Origin of the sequence: Paraburkholderia phenazinium, assembly GCF_900142845.1 — a bacterium.
In the GTDB taxonomy this organism is placed as follows: Bacteria; Pseudomonadota; Gammaproteobacteria; order Burkholderiales; family Burkholderiaceae; genus Paraburkholderia; species Paraburkholderia phenazinium_A.
In genome coordinates this window covers 2,595,311-2,608,307 of sequence record NZ_FSRU01000002.1, presented here as the reverse complement: position 1 = coordinate 2,608,307, position 12,997 = coordinate 2,595,311, and the positions used below count along the sequence as shown (strand labels likewise).

At 64.7% G+C, this 12,997-nt stretch carries 12 protein-coding genes and 1 riboswitch; of the genes, 5 read left to right on the top strand and 7 right to left on the bottom strand.

All coding sequences use genetic code 11. The annotated features are described in order from the left end of the window. Positions 1 to 30: 30 nt before the first annotated feature. From BUS12_RS28675 to ribB, 3 genes are all read left to right on the top strand, one after another. Positions 31 to 1,203, top strand: a complete 1,173-nt coding sequence (locus BUS12_RS28675) for an MFS transporter (protein WP_074300741.1) — start codon at positions 31 to 33, stop codon at positions 1,201 to 1,203. Between the two features lie 145 nt (positions 1,204 to 1,348). Then, on the top strand, positions 1,349 to 2,035 hold the full coding sequence (locus BUS12_RS28670) for a helix-turn-helix domain-containing protein (RefSeq protein ID WP_074300740.1): 687 nt from the start codon (positions 1,349 to 1,351) through the stop codon (positions 2,033 to 2,035). A gap of 111 nt (positions 2,036 to 2,146) precedes the next feature. Then, positions 2,147 to 2,330: riboswitch (FMN riboswitch) on the top strand. A gap of 142 nt (positions 2,331 to 2,472) precedes the next feature. After that, positions 2,473 to 3,192 (top strand): 3,4-dihydroxy-2-butanone-4-phosphate synthase, encoded by a 720-nt coding sequence (ribB, locus tag BUS12_RS28665; protein ID WP_074300739.1) that lies wholly within the window; start codon positions 2,473 to 2,475, stop codon positions 3,190 to 3,192. An 82-nt stretch (positions 3,193 to 3,274) separates the two neighbouring features. On the opposite strand, the gene BUS12_RS28660 is transcribed toward ribB, so the two are convergent. The 4 genes from BUS12_RS28660 to glpD form a co-directional block, all read right to left on the bottom strand. Further along, a complete protein-coding gene (locus BUS12_RS28660) occupies positions 3,275 to 3,961 on the bottom strand; it encodes an HAD family hydrolase (protein ID WP_074300738.1) in 687 nt (228 codons plus the stop codon). 118 nt (positions 3,962 to 4,079) lie between these two features. Next, positions 4,080 to 4,787, bottom strand: a complete 708-nt coding sequence (locus BUS12_RS28655) for an MIP/aquaporin family protein (RefSeq protein ID WP_074300737.1) — start codon at positions 4,785 to 4,787, stop codon at positions 4,080 to 4,082. A 110-nt stretch (positions 4,788 to 4,897) separates the two neighbouring features. Then, a complete protein-coding gene (gene glpK / locus BUS12_RS28650; protein WP_074300736.1) occupies positions 4,898 to 6,397 on the bottom strand; it encodes a glycerol kinase GlpK in 1,500 nt (499 codons plus the stop codon). 265 nt (positions 6,398 to 6,662) lie between these two features. Further along, positions 6,663 to 8,222, bottom strand: coding sequence for a glycerol-3-phosphate dehydrogenase (gene glpD, locus BUS12_RS28645; protein ID WP_074301760.1), 1,560 nt, complete (start codon positions 8,220 to 8,222; stop codon positions 6,663 to 6,665). A 178-nt stretch (positions 8,223 to 8,400) separates the two neighbouring features. On the opposite strand from glpD, the gene BUS12_RS28640 reads away from it, so the two are divergent. After that, positions 8,401 to 8,775, top strand: a complete 375-nt coding sequence (locus BUS12_RS28640) for a hypothetical protein (protein WP_074300735.1) — start codon at positions 8,401 to 8,403, stop codon at positions 8,773 to 8,775. Positions 8,776 to 8,831: 56 nt separating this feature from the next. Here the strand turns inward: BUS12_RS28640 and BUS12_RS28635 are convergent, their stop codons facing one another. From BUS12_RS28635 to BUS12_RS28625, 3 genes are all read right to left on the bottom strand, one after another. Further along, positions 8,832 to 9,482 (bottom strand): TetR/AcrR family transcriptional regulator, encoded by a 651-nt coding sequence (locus tag BUS12_RS28635; protein ID WP_074300734.1) that lies wholly within the window; start codon positions 9,480 to 9,482, stop codon positions 8,832 to 8,834. Between the two features lie 196 nt (positions 9,483 to 9,678). Then, complete coding sequence (locus BUS12_RS28630) at positions 9,679 to 9,876, bottom strand: hypothetical protein (protein ID WP_074300733.1); 198 nt, start codon at positions 9,874 to 9,876, stop codon at positions 9,679 to 9,681. Between the two features lie 324 nt (positions 9,877 to 10,200). Continuing rightward, positions 10,201 to 10,980 (bottom strand): DeoR/GlpR family DNA-binding transcription regulator, encoded by a 780-nt coding sequence (locus tag BUS12_RS28625; RefSeq protein ID WP_074300732.1) that lies wholly within the window; start codon positions 10,978 to 10,980, stop codon positions 10,201 to 10,203. A gap of 313 nt (positions 10,981 to 11,293) precedes the next feature. Between BUS12_RS28625 and ggt the strand changes: the two genes are divergently transcribed. Further along, entirely contained in the window at positions 11,294 to 12,931 is a 1,638-nt protein-coding gene (gene ggt, locus BUS12_RS28620) for a gamma-glutamyltransferase (protein ID WP_074300731.1), read from the top strand. Positions 12,932 to 12,997: the final 66 nt, after the last annotated feature.

The window sequence follows — 12,997 nt, the reverse complement described above, 5'->3', positions numbered from 1 at the left end:
TCTGGCCGGCCCGCAAGCCGGACTTCTGCGATGCCTATTCCCCTTCTTGCGCTAGCGATTAGCGCCTTTGCCATCGGCACCACCGAGTTCGTGATCATGGGCTTGCTGCCCGAGGTTGCGCGCGATCTGGCGGTGTCGATTCCGTCCGCGGGTCTGCTGGTGAGCGGCTACGCGCTGGGCGTTGCCGTCGGCGCGCCGCTGCTCGCCGTGGTAACCAGCAAGATGCCGCGCAAACTCGCGTTGCAGTTGCTGATGGGCGTGTTTATCGTCGGCAACGTGCTGTGCGCGGTGGCGTCGGACTACTCCGTGCTGATGATTGCGCGGGTCGTGACGTCGTTCGCGCACGGCTCGTTCTTCGGCATCGGCGCGGTGGTCGCCGCGTCGCTGGTGCCGCAGGAAAAGCGCGCCAGTGCGATTGCGCTGATGTTCACCGGCCTCACGCTCGCCAATGTGCTTGGCGTGCCGTTCGGCACCTTCATCGGCCAGGAATTCGGTTGGCGCACGGCGTTCTGGGTGGTGGCGGCGCTCGGCGTGGCATCGCTCGCCGGTATCGCCGCGCTGGTGCCGAACAAACACGACACCGGCCCGGCCGGCCTTGCCCACGAAGTGCGCGTGCTGAAAGACCCGCAGGTATGGATGGCGCTGGCGATGACGATCGTGGGCTTCGGCGGCGTGTTCGTCGTGTTCACCTACATCGCGCCGATCCTCGAGCAGGTAAGCGGCTTCTCGCCGCGCGGCGTCACGCTGATCCTGGTGCTGTTCGGCGTGGGCCTGACGATCGGCAACACCGTGGGCGGCAGGCTCGCCGACCGCGCGCTGATGCCGTCGTTGATGGGCATTCTGCTGGCGCTCGCCGTCGTGATGGCGATCTTCACGCGCACCAGCCATTCGCAGGTGGCCGCCGCGATGACGATTTTCGTCTGGGGAATCGCCGCGTTTGCGACGGTGCCGCCGTTGCAGATGCGCGTGGTCGAGAAGGCCACGGCTGCGCCGAACCTGGCGTCGACGCTGAATATCGGCGCTTTCAACCTCGGCAATGCGGGCGGCGCATGGCTTGGCGGGCTGGCGATCGGCCACGGCATGGGGCTCGACGCGCTGCCTTGGGTGGCCGCGGTCGTCTCCCTCGCGGCGCTGCTGCTCACCTGGCTGGCGGCGCGCATGGATGCGCCGGTCCGTAAGGGCGCGGTCGGCGAGGCGATATGAAGATTCGGCACAAGCTTTGCCAGAAACGTCCTCCGCAATACTGATAACAGTGTGAAGATAACTTCGTTGGGCGTAACGAATCGCGGTGCTATCTTGCCTCCACTAACCCTTTGCCCGCCATGTGGCGGCGCTACTGGAGGCACTCATGCATTCCCCGCTTGCGCTGGTTCGCGATCCCGCGAGTGACGCTCTCGAAGGGCCGCGGGCCGCGGAACCCTTCGATGCGTTGGAACATCTGGTCGGTGTCAATCTGGCCCGCTTGCGGGCTGAGCGGCAGTTGTCGCTCGATGCGCTGGCCCGCGCCTCGGGCGTCTCGCGTGCGATGCTGGCGCAGATCGAATCGGCTCGCAGCGTGCCGTCGATCAAGGTGTTGTGCAAGGTGGCCGCGGCGCTGAAGGTCTCGGTTGCCGCGTTCCTGCGCCGTCATGCCACCAACGGTTTCGAACACCTGCCCGCCGACCGGGCGACTCGCCTCGTCAGCTCGAACGGCCGTTATTCCGCGCGGCCGCTGTATCCCGATGCGGAACCGGCGACCGCCGAATTCCATGAGCTACGCATTGCGCCCTTGCATACCGAGCCGGGCATCCGCCGTGCGCCCGGGACGACGGTCAATCTGGTGGTGAGCGAGGGCACGCTGGAAGTCAGCGTGCACGATCAGCGCCAGTTGCTGGCCACCGGCGACGCGATCGTGTTCGACGCCGACCAGCCGCATAGCCTGCGCAATCCCGGCGACACCGAGGCGCGCGCGTTTCGCGTCACGCTGAATGCGGAAACGCCGCCGCGCTGGGATGTGCCGCACGATGCGGCTCGGCACCACGCCGCGCCGGTTTGATGGCGCCGGCCCGCGTACTCGTACGCGAGGTGCCTTTCTAATTCGTACCCGCTGCGCTGCAGACCGAGCGTGGCTGTTGTATGCTTCACCTGCCGGAAATTCCGGCAATCAGTGCGTCTTCAGGGCGGGGTGAAATTCCCCACCGGCGGTATGCAGGCAGCGCAATCGCGCTTGCCGGCGAGCCCGCGAGCGCCCGCGTTGTGAATGTCTTCAGAGGATCGGAGGCGCAGCGGGGTCAGCAGATCTGGTGCGATGCCAGAGCCGACGGTCATAGTCCGGATGGAAGAAGATGTGCAGATAGTCATGTCGGTCCCCGTTGCGCTGCCCGCATTTCCGGGCGGAGCGTGGGCGTTCCGTTGAACGTCCGCCGGGGCGAGTGCTGCCTGTTTGCAATGCCCTGAAACGTTTTTCGCCCAACTTTTGCGAGAGCGTTTCACATGTCCTTGACTACTTTTCCTGCCCCTTCGACGATTGCAGACGATGCGTTCGCCGATCTCCCACAGCTCGCCAGCGAACCGGTTCCGCCGCGCATCGCCGCTGCCTTGCAAGCCATGCGCGATGGCCGCGCCGTGGTCCTGCAGGACGACCACGACCGCGAGAACGAAGCCGATCTGATCGTCTCCGCCGAGCGGCTCACCAACGAGACCATGGCGCTGCTGATCCGCGAGTGCAGCGGCATCGTCTGCCTGTGCCTGCCCGACGACAAGGTGCGCGCGCTGCATTTGCCGCCAATGGCCACCCGCAACGAGAGCCGTCACGGTACGGCGTTCACGGTGTCGATCGAAGCGCGTGAAGGCGTGACGACCGGCGTCTCAGCAGCGGATCGCGTGACGACGATTCGCGCCGCGATTGCCGAGAACGCCAAGCCGACCGATATCGTCAGTCCTGGTCACGTGTTCCCGCTGCGCGCGTCGCCCGGCGGTGTGCTGGCGCGGCGCGGCCATACGGAAGGCACGGTCGATCTGGCGATTCTCGCCGGTCTCCGGCCTGCCGGCGTGCTATGCGAATTGATGAACGCAGACGGCACGATGACGCGCGGCGCGGATGTCGAGCGCTTCGCGGCGCAACACAATCTGCCGATGCTGACGATTGCCGAACTGGTGGAATTCCGTGCCGCGCTGGCGGCGGCGCGCGAGTGCTGCGTGGACGAAGCGTGATTGAGGTGTGATGGAGGGCAACGCCCGCGCACGATCGGCGAGCGTGGGTTTTGCCCTTCACACTGCCACCCGGGCCGGCACTTTAAGACTGCACTTCCCCGAACTCGCCGCGCACGCCGGCTTCGACGAGCGCCGGCAGTTCGTCCATATGCTCCATGATGCGGGTCATGCCCATCTTGCGCAGCGCATCCGCATAGCCTTCCGGAATATGACTCGCGCCGACGAACGCGATCGTCTTCATGCCGGCCGCGCGTGCGGCGTTCAGACCGGCGACGCTGTCTTCAACCACCAGACATTTGGCCGGCTCCACGCCCAGTTGTTGCGCGGCGAACAGATAGACATCGGGGTAGGGCTTAGGCCGCGCCACCTGCTCGGCGCTGAAGACACGTTCGCCGAACACCTGCTGCAGCCCGGCGCGCCGCACCGAGGCTTGCACGCGCTTCATACGGCTATTCGAGACGACCGCCGCCGGCAACGGCACCCGCTGCAGCGCGTCGCGCACGCCGCCCACCGCGGTGAGTTTCGAACTGAGCGCGAGTTCGACGTTGTGCTCGACCGTCTCGAGAAAATCGGCAGGCAGTTCGATGTCGAACGACGTCTTGATACCTTCGAGAAAGCGCGAAGTCTGCTGACCGAACGCCGTCTTCACGGCGCCGGTGAAGTCGAGACCGGGGAAGGTGGCCGAGAGCGTTTCGAGGAGTACGTGGTCAGCGATAACTTCGCTGTCGACGAGAACGCCGTCGCAGTCACAGATGAGATGATCGATCATGCCGGAACAGGGAGCGAGAGGCGCGTAGGCCGCGAGGCCCGTGCGCAAACTTGAAAGCATCATGATACGTGCTTTGTCGGCGTCTGCGCGGCCGTTTCGCTCCCGGCCGGTATGAGCATCAATGGACGTGCAGGTAGATCCATGCGGCAGCCGCACCGCCGGCGAGCGGGCCCATCACGGGCACCCATGCATAGCGCCAGTCGCTGTCGCGCTTGCCGGGAATCGGCAGCAGCGCGTGCATCAGACGCGGCGACAGATCGCGTGCCGGGCTCATCGCATAGCCCGTCGGGCCACCGAGCGAAATGCCGATGCCGAGCACCAGCAGGCCCACCGGCAGTGCATCCAGCGCACCGAGCCCGACTTGCGGCGAAGCGAGATACAGCACGCCGAGAATCAGCACGAAAGTGCAGATCATTTCGGTCAGGAAGTTATGCGGGGCGCTTCGAATTGCCGGCGCCGTGCAGAACACGCCGAGCTTGATGTCGGCATCCGTTTCCTTCTCGAAGTGCTGACGGTAAGCCATCCACACGAGGCCCGCGCCCGCCATGCCGCCGAGCATCTGCGCCGCGATATAGCCGCCCACCTTGCTCCACGCGAACTTGCCGGCCAGCGCGAGGCTGATCGTCACGACCGGATTCAGATGCGCGCCGCTGAACGACGCCGTCATGAAGACCGCGATGAAGACCGCCATCGCCCAGCCCATCACGATGACGATCAGGTCGGCACCCTTGCCTTTGGTGCGGGCGAGCAATACGTTGGCGACGGCCCCGTTGCCCAACAGGACGAGCATCGCTGTGCCGATGAATTCGGCAATATAGGGTGACATGATTTGTTCTCCAAAATATATTTGTTAGGGAAGCCGCCTCGGACGCGGCTTCATGGCCTCAATGCTGTGTCAATGGAGACACGCCCCTCGGCGTGTGTCGGAACGAACGATCACGGCGTATCGGCCCAGGCTTTCGCCGCGCGGACCGCGCGTTGCCAGCCGGCCAGATTGCTCTTGACCTCGCCCGGCTCCAGATCCGGCGTGAAGCGGCGATCGAGCGCCCACTGGCTCTGCAGCTCGTTGACGTCCTTCCAGTAGCCCACCGCGAGACCCGCCAGGTACGCTGCGCCGAGCGCGGTCGTTTCGCTGACCTTCGGACGGACAGCGTCGACGCCGAGGATGTCGGCCTGGAACTGCATCAGCAGATTGTTCGCGCAGGCGCCGCCGTCGACGCGCAACTCCCCGATGCGGATGCCCGAGTCGGCTTCCATCGCCTTCAGCACGTCGAGCGACTGGTAGGCGATCGAATCGAGCGCAGCCCGCGCGATATGCGCCGAGGTCGTGCCGCGCGTGACGCCGAACAGCGTGCCGCGTGCGCGTGCATTCCAGTGCGGCGCGCCGAGACCCGCGAAGGCCGGCACCAGGTACACGCCGTCGCTGTGCTGCACGCTGCGCGCGAGCGTTTCGATGTCCGCCGCGCTCTTGATGATGCCCAGCCCATCGCGCAGCCACTGCACCACCGCGCCGGCGATAAAGATGCTGCCTTCGAGCGCGTAGTTGATCTGGTCGCCGATCTGCCAGGCGATCGTCGTGACGAGGTTGTTCTTCGATTCGATCGGCTTGTCGCCGGTGTTCATCACGAGGAAGCAGCCTGTGCCGTAGGTGTTCTTCACCATGCCCGAGCGCGTGCACATCTGGCCGAACAGCGCGGCGTGCTGGTCGCCTGCGATACCGGCGAGCGGGATCTTCGAGGCGAACACCGTGGTCTTGGTGGGACCGTAGACTTCCGACGACGGACGCACTTCGGGCAGCATGCTGCGCGGAATGTCGAGCGCCTGGAGCAGTTCGTCGTCCCACTGCAGCGTGTGGATGTTGAAGAGCATCGTGCGCGACGCGTTGGTGACGTCGGTGACGTGCAGGCCGTGCTTGGTGAAGTTCCACACCAGCCAGCTGTCGACGGTGCCGAACGCGAGACGGCCTTGCTTGGCCTTTTCCCGCGCGCCTTCGACGTTGTCGAGAATCCAGCGGATCTTGGTGGCCGAGAAATACGAATCGATCGGCAGACCGGTCTTGGCGCGGACTTTCTCTTCGAGGCCCTGAGCCTTGAGTTCATCGCAGAAGTCGGCCGTGCGGCGGTCCTGCCAGACGATGGCGTTGTAGATGGGATGGCCGGTTTCGCGATCCCAGACAATCGTGGTTTCGCGCTGATTCGTAATGCCGATGGCGGCAATCGACGTACCGTTCATCCCGGCACGCGTGACGGCCTCGGCCGCGACGCCCGCCTGGGTCGACCAGATTTCCTGCGGGTCGTGTTCGACCCAGCCCGGACGCGGATAGATTTGCTGGAATTCCTTCTGGGCCGTCGAGATAACGTTGCCCTGACGGTCGAAAAGCATCGCGCGCGAGCTGGTGGTGCCCTGGTCGAGCGCGAGGATGTACTGATCCTGCATTGTCTCTTCTCCATGTTATGAATCACCGGATCGACGATCCGGCAACGGGAACGGCTTGTTGTTTTTTAGATGCTGCAACTGCCGTGGCTTCGTGCATTCCGGTTGCCGGGTTGCGCGCCGGAATGCGGTGTTATCTGTGCCGTGTGCCGATCGCGTCTGCGTTGGACGCAATGGGCTGATTAGTGCCTGGTTGTACTGACTGGTTCTAATGTGTCCCTATGCATGGCACATACTCATCCGTGCCACGTGTATGTCCTATGTGTACCTAAGCGTGCTGGCTCGCCGTGGTTTGCCTGAGCGGTTTGCGTTCGACGGGCGAACTGGCGAACCAGTCGTCGATGCCCTGCGTGACGCTCGCCAGCGTGCCGGGCTCGACGTGCAGGCCGAGCTTCGAGCGGCGCCACAACACGTCTTGCGCGCTGCGGGCCCATTCGGTGTCGCGCAGATAGCGCAGTTCGGCCTCGTAAAGTCCTGGCGCGAAGGCGCGGCCGAGTTCGGCAAGCGAGTGCGCCTGGCCGATCACGCTTTTGGCGCGTGTGCCGTACGCGCGCGCATAGCGGTGCGCGAGATCGGCGGGCAGCCACGGGTATTGCTGCTTGAACTGCGCGAGGAAGCGTTCGAAATTCGCTTGCGCGATATCGCCGCCGGGCAGCGGCGCACCGGCGGTCCAGGCCGGAGCCGGGTTGTGCAGGGCGCGGCCGAGTTCGTCGACGGCTTCTTCGGCAAGCTTGCGAAAGGTTGTGATCTTGCCGCCGAACACCGACAGCAGCGGCGCTTCGCTGGCGGGCGCGTCGAGTTCGAGGCGGTAGTCGCGCGTGACGGCCGACGGGTTGTCCGCCCCTTCTTCCTCGAGCAGCGGACGCACGCCCGAGTAGGTCCAGCGCACGTCGGCCGGCGTGATCTGCTGCTTGAAATAGCGGTTGATCGAATCGCACAGGTACTGCGTTTCGTCAGCAGTGATCGCAACCTGCGCAGGGTCGCCGCGGTATTCGATGTCCGTGGTGCCGATCAGCGTGTAGTCGTGCTCGTAAGGGATCGCGAAGATGATCCGCTTGTCCGGATTCTGGAAGATATAGGCGTGATCGTGTTCGAACAGGCGCTTCGTGACGATATGGCTGCCCTTGACGAGGCGCACGCTATGGTTCGCGTCGCGGCCCAGCGCGCCATGCAGCAGTTCGCCCACCCACGGGCCGGCGGCGTTCGCAATCGCGCCGGCGCGCACGTCGAGCTGGGTGCCGTCGGCACGGCGCAGTTGCGCATGCCATTCGCCGCCGGCTCGCACGGCGTTGACGAGCTTGGTGCGCGTCAGCACCGTCGCGCCGTGTTCTTCGGCGTCGAGCGCATTCAGCACGACGAGCCGCGCGTCGTTGACCCAGCCATCCGAATACACGAAGCCGCGCCGGATCGATTCGACCAGCGGCGCGCCGGCCGGATGGCGGCGCATGTCGATGCCGCGCGAAGGCGGCAGCAGTTCGCGACGGGCGAGGTGATCGTAGAGGAACAGGCCGGCGCGGATCATCCAGGCGGGCCGCAGGTTCGGCATGTGGGGCATCACGAAACGCAGCGGCCACATGATGTGCGGCGCCGCGCGCAGCAGCGTTTCGCGTTCCTGCAGCGCTTTGCGCACCAGCCCGAATTCGCGGTACTCGAGATAACGCAGTCCGCCGTGGATCAGTTTCGTGCTGGCCGACGACGTATGTGCCGCCAGATCGTCCTGTTCGCAGAGCAACACGGACAGGCCGCGCCCCGCGGCGTCGCGAGCGATGCCGGCGCCGTTGATCCCGCCGCCCACGACGAGCAAATCGTATCTAGAGCCTTGCGTCACCTGCTGTGTCCTCTGCGTCATGTAAAGAAAACCTATCGAACCGATAGTGTTCGTTTTCGAACTTTAATGAACAAAATCGAAAAAGTAAAGTTCGAGTTGTATGAACATTAGTCCGAGGGTGTGGCGCAACGGTCTGCCACCGACGATACTCATGGCAATAGCCATGTCGAGGTGAAATATGCGGGGACTTTGGGTAACTGGCGTGACGGCGCTGCTGGTGGGATGCGTTAGCACACCGAGCCTCAACGGCAGTCTGGGCGCGCCCTCGTTCGCCGCGTTGCAGCAGATGTGCAGCGCGGCGCCGGTGGACTACGGCAACGACGCGCAGTCGGTCTACACGACCTTCTACGATGCGTATATCGCCAACCGGCGCGGCAAGGTATCGACGGCGGATTACTGCGCCTTCCAGACTTCGATCGCGCAGCACTACTCGACGCTCGGCGCGAGCAGCGATCCGCAGGCGCGTAATCAATGGGCGGCGTATTTCCTGGATCAGCGGGCGAGGGCGCTGAGCTGGCGGGCGGCGGTCGATCCGACCTTGCGCAGTGGTTGAGCGACTAGCGGTACGGCACGCGGGTGGTGAGCCGGGAGCGCTGGACAGGTGAGCGGTTACTTCGACGCCGGCTGAGCCAGCGCGCCCCGCCATAGCATCTTTCGCAGCTGCGCGAGCACGGCTTCGCGGCTCGGCCCCGGATGCGCGTCACTTTCCGGCGCGCCCTGCTGCCCTTCGGGCGGCGGCAACTGGTTAGCGAGCGCCAACATCGCAAAGCCATGCAGGCTTGCCCAGTAGGCGTAAGCAATCAGCCGCGGATCCCCTTCAAGGCGCCCAGCCGCCACGAGCGGTTCGAAATGCGCGCCCAGCAGGCGCCATGCGCGTTGCGAGGCGGCGGCGAGTTCCGGGTGGGCGGCATCGTCCGGCTGGGCCACATCGAACATCAGACGGTACGCGTGCGGTTCATCCAGGGCGAACAGAACGTAGGCGTCGCTCAGCACCGTCCCCCTGTTGGCGGGGTCAGCCGCGAGCACGGCCGCTTCCAGGCGCTGCGCAAAGCGGGTGAACGCCGCGGCCCGCACCATCGCAAGGATCTCGTCCTTGTCGCGAAAATACCGGTAGGGCGTCATGGCGCTGCAGCCCAGTTCCCTGGCCAGCTCGCGCATCGTGACGCCCTGCGCGCCGCGCGTGGCGAACGCGTTCTCGGCAATGCGGCGCATGGCTTCGCGGAACTGGTGAATGTCTTCGTCGGAGAGTGTCTTGGGCATGCCGGATGACGCATCGGTCCATCGCGTCAATTTACTGCGTAAATCAAGCGGGCACAACAAAACAGAGCGGGAATCGGATCGGAGAATGATTGGATGGGCGTGACGCGCGTTAGCGCATGGGCGCGCGCCCGGTCCACGCAGACGGAGCGCGGACCGATCGCCTGGCTGGCGTTGTGCGCCTCGGCACGCCGACGCACTAGGAAAGACGCTTGATCGCCCGGATTGCCGTATCGCCGATGTCCGTGACGCGCCACTGTTTCAGGCCCGAGGCGAGCTTTTCGAGTTGAACGAGCTGTCGTTCGAACAGCGCATCCAGTTCCTCTCGATCCATGTCGACCTGATTGGGAGCATCCTTGACGAGCAACAACGTGGCGAATTCATGCGGACTCAGCATCGTTCTCTCCATGTCAGGCTTTGCGCGGACGGCCCTGGGGGCGACTGGCCAGCGGGGCGGCAGGCGCAGCGCGATCCGCGACAGGATCAGGTGGGAGCAACAGCAATTCGAACCGGCGCGCCGTGAAAAATGGCGTCGGGGAACTGGAGTGTAGTCAACCGCACACTGAACCCCAAATCGTCCCCCGAAAATTTTCCATTTGACAATCCGGCCCTTCAGAGGCGGTCTGGACGGGCGGGCAAATCCTTGATTTCACTCGAGGTTTGGCGTGCGCTGCAGCAAAGCTGCGATGGCGTTTTCCGGCTGGCAGATTCGGTCAGCCCCTCACTCCGCGACATAGACCTGGGTGCCGGCCGCCGCCAGCGTTTCAGTCATGTCGGCGGGTGGAGCGGCGTCCGTGAAAAGCGCGTCGATCTGGTTCAGATGGCCCTGGCGGACCAGCGCCGGGCGGCCGAACTTCGAATGGTCCGTGGCGAGGAACACCGTGCGCGCGTGCTCGATGATCGCCTCGGCGACCCGCACTTCGCGGGTGTCGAAGTCGCGCAGCGTGCCGTCGGTTTCGATGCTCGAAGTGCCGATGATCGCGAAATCCACCTTGAACTGGCGGATGAAATCGATCGCCAGCTCACCGACGATGCCCTTGTCCCACGGCCGCACGATGCCGCCCGTCACCAGCACCTCGCAGTCCGGATAGCCGCTCATCATGCTGGCGACGTTCAGGTTGTTGGTGATCACGCGCAGTCCGCGATGGCGGTTCAGCGCGCGCGCCACTTCTTCGGTGGTGGTGCCCAGGTTGATGAACAGCGACGCCTGATCGGGGATATGCGTGGCCACGAGTGTCGCGATGCGCCGCTTCTCGTCATGGAACATGCGTTGCCGCGCGGTGTACGAGACGTTTTCGGAGCTGGTGGGCAGGCTGGCGCCGCCGTGGTAGCGGCGCAGCAGGTTCATGTCGGCGAGCCAGTTGACGTCGCGCCGGATCGTTTGTGGGGTGACGTCGAAGTGAGCAGCCAGGTCGTCCACGGTTACGAAGCCGTCGCGTTGCACCCACTCGAGCAGTTCCTGTTGACGTGCGTTGAGGGTCAGGCGGGGGTCTCGGGTCATGTGTCTCGGGTCAGGTGATTGCGTCGGCGCCGGATGCGGCAACCAGCGCCAGGAGCGAGCGATGATTTAGGTGAGCTATTGTAAGACCAACGGGCGGGTTGTCCGCCAACGTACGCGACATGCGCACGATCGCATCCGACGCGCGGCCCAACCCAGGTCCGGCTATTCAGAGGATTTCTGCATTTATTCATTTGATAAATGAATTTGTTTTTTCGACCGGTTCGCGCTGCAATCAAAGGTTCGTTCCGTGCTGGTTTTCTAATGGCCCCGGCGGAGGTACCGAGCCGGGCCGCGCTTTCCGAGAGTCCTCTACATGACCCGCTTCAACTGGCAAAACCCTTATCCGACACCGCGCCTGCCGGTCTTCGCGCGCAACATCGTTTCGACTTCGCACCCGCTCGCAGCCCAGGCCGGCTTGCGCATGCTGTGGAAGGGCGGCAATGCGGTCGACGCGGCGATCGCGGCAGCAGCGGCCATTACGGTGGTCGAGCCGGTCTCGTGCGGCCTCGGTGGTGACGCGTTCGCGCTGGTGTGGGATGGCGCGAAGCTGCACGGCCTGAATGCGTCGGGGGTGTCGCCGGCGGCCTGGAATGTGGACTACTTCAAGCGCAAGTACGGTGAAGAGCATGGTCTCGCGAAGCAGCCCAAGCGCGGCTGGGATGCGGTGACGGTGCCGGGCGTGATTGCGGGCTGGGAGGCGTTGCATCAGAAATTCGGTTCGCTGCCGTTTGCCGACCTGATGGAACCGGCCATCGAAATCGCCGAGCGCGGTCATGCGGTGGCGAGCATCGTCGCCTACAAATGGGCGGCCGCCGTGCCCGAGCTGAAGGATCTGCCGGGTTTCGCCCAGACCTTCATGCCGCGCGGCCGGGCGCCGGAAGTGAGCGAGCTGGTGCGTTTCCCCGGTCATGCGAAGACCCTGCGCAAGCTGGCCGAGCTGGGGCCGCGGGCGTACTACGAAGGCGAGATCGCCGAGCAGATCGCGGCGTTCGCGCGCGAGAGCGGTGGCGCCATGACGGTGGAAGACCTGCGCAACTACCGCGCGGATTGGGTCGAGCCGATCGCCAAGGATTATCGCGGCTACACGGTCCATGAGATTCCGCCGAACGGCCAGGGCATTGCCGCGCTGATCGCGCTCGGCATCCTCGAAAAGTTCGATGTGGCCTCGCTCGCGGTGGACAACGTCGCATCGCAGCATCTGCAGATCGAAGCGATGAAGCTCGCCTTCGCCGATGTCTACCGTTACGTCGCGGACCCGCGTTCGATGGATGTCACGCCCGAGCAGATGCTCGACGACGCCTATCTGAGCTCGCGCGCGAAGCTGATCGATCCGAAGCGTGCGACGCAGTTCGACTTCGGCATGCCGAAGGCCGGCGGCACGATCTACATGTCGGTGGCGGACGAGCGCGGCATGATGGTGAGCTTCATCCAGTCGAACTACATGGGCTTCGGCTCGGGCATCGTCGTGCCGGACAGCGGCATTGCGCTGCAGAACCGCGGCTGCGGCTTCTCGATGGACCCGAAGTCGCCGAACGTCGTGGAGGGCGGCAAGCGGCCGTTCCATACGATCATCCCGGCCTTCCTCACGCAACAGGTCGACGGCAAGCAGGAAGCGGTGATGAGCTTCGGCGTGATGGGCGGCGACATGCAGCCGCAAGGTCACCTGCAATCCATAGTACGGATGCTCGATTACGGCCAGCAGCCGCAGGCGGCGTGCGACGCGCCGCGCTGGAAGGTGAACCGCGATTTCACGATCGATATCGAAGCGACGCTCGACGCCAACACGGCCCGCGCGCTCGAAGGTCTTGGCCATACGATCAAGTCGGTGGACGATCCGTATATGGACTTCGGTTCGGGTCAGTACATCTGGAAGCTCGATCGCAACGATCCGGAACGCGGCTACGTCGCGGCCAGCGACAGCCGCCGTGACGGGCTTGCCGCCGGGTTTTGAACGCCGCTACGCCCCTTCGCTTTGCGTGGGGCAGCCCTGGGTGAGGATCAAACCTTGGGGGCTGCC

Coding starts and splice junctions, on each gene's coding strand:
- BUS12_RS28675 (WP_074300741.1), top strand. CDS start 31: ATGCCTATTCCCCTTCTTGCGCTAGCGATTAGCGCCTTTGCCATCGGC.
- BUS12_RS28670 (WP_074300740.1), top strand. CDS start 1,349: ATGCATTCCCCGCTTGCGCTGGTTCGCGATCCCGCGAGTGACGCTCTC.
- ribB (WP_074300739.1), top strand. CDS start 2,473: ATGTCCTTGACTACTTTTCCTGCCCCTTCGACGATTGCAGACGATGCG.
- BUS12_RS28660 (WP_074300738.1), bottom strand. CDS start 3,961: ATGATCGATCATCTCATCTGTGACTGCGACGGCGTTCTCGTCGACAGC.
- BUS12_RS28655 (WP_074300737.1), bottom strand. CDS start 4,787: ATGTCACCCTATATTGCCGAATTCATCGGCACAGCGATGCTCGTCCTG.
- glpK (WP_074300736.1), bottom strand. CDS start 6,397: ATGCAGGATCAGTACATCCTCGCGCTCGACCAGGGCACCACCAGCTCG.
- BUS12_RS28640 (WP_074300735.1), top strand. CDS start 8,401: ATGCGGGGACTTTGGGTAACTGGCGTGACGGCGCTGCTGGTGGGATGC.
- BUS12_RS28635 (WP_074300734.1), bottom strand. CDS start 9,482: ATGCCCAAGACACTCTCCGACGAAGACATTCACCAGTTCCGCGAAGCC.
- BUS12_RS28630 (WP_074300733.1), bottom strand. CDS start 9,876: ATGCTGAGTCCGCATGAATTCGCCACGTTGTTGCTCGTCAAGGATGCT.
- BUS12_RS28625 (WP_074300732.1), bottom strand. CDS start 10,980: ATGACCCGAGACCCCCGCCTGACCCTCAACGCACGTCAACAGGAACTG.
- ggt (WP_074300731.1), top strand. CDS start 11,294: ATGACCCGCTTCAACTGGCAAAACCCTTATCCGACACCGCGCCTGCCG.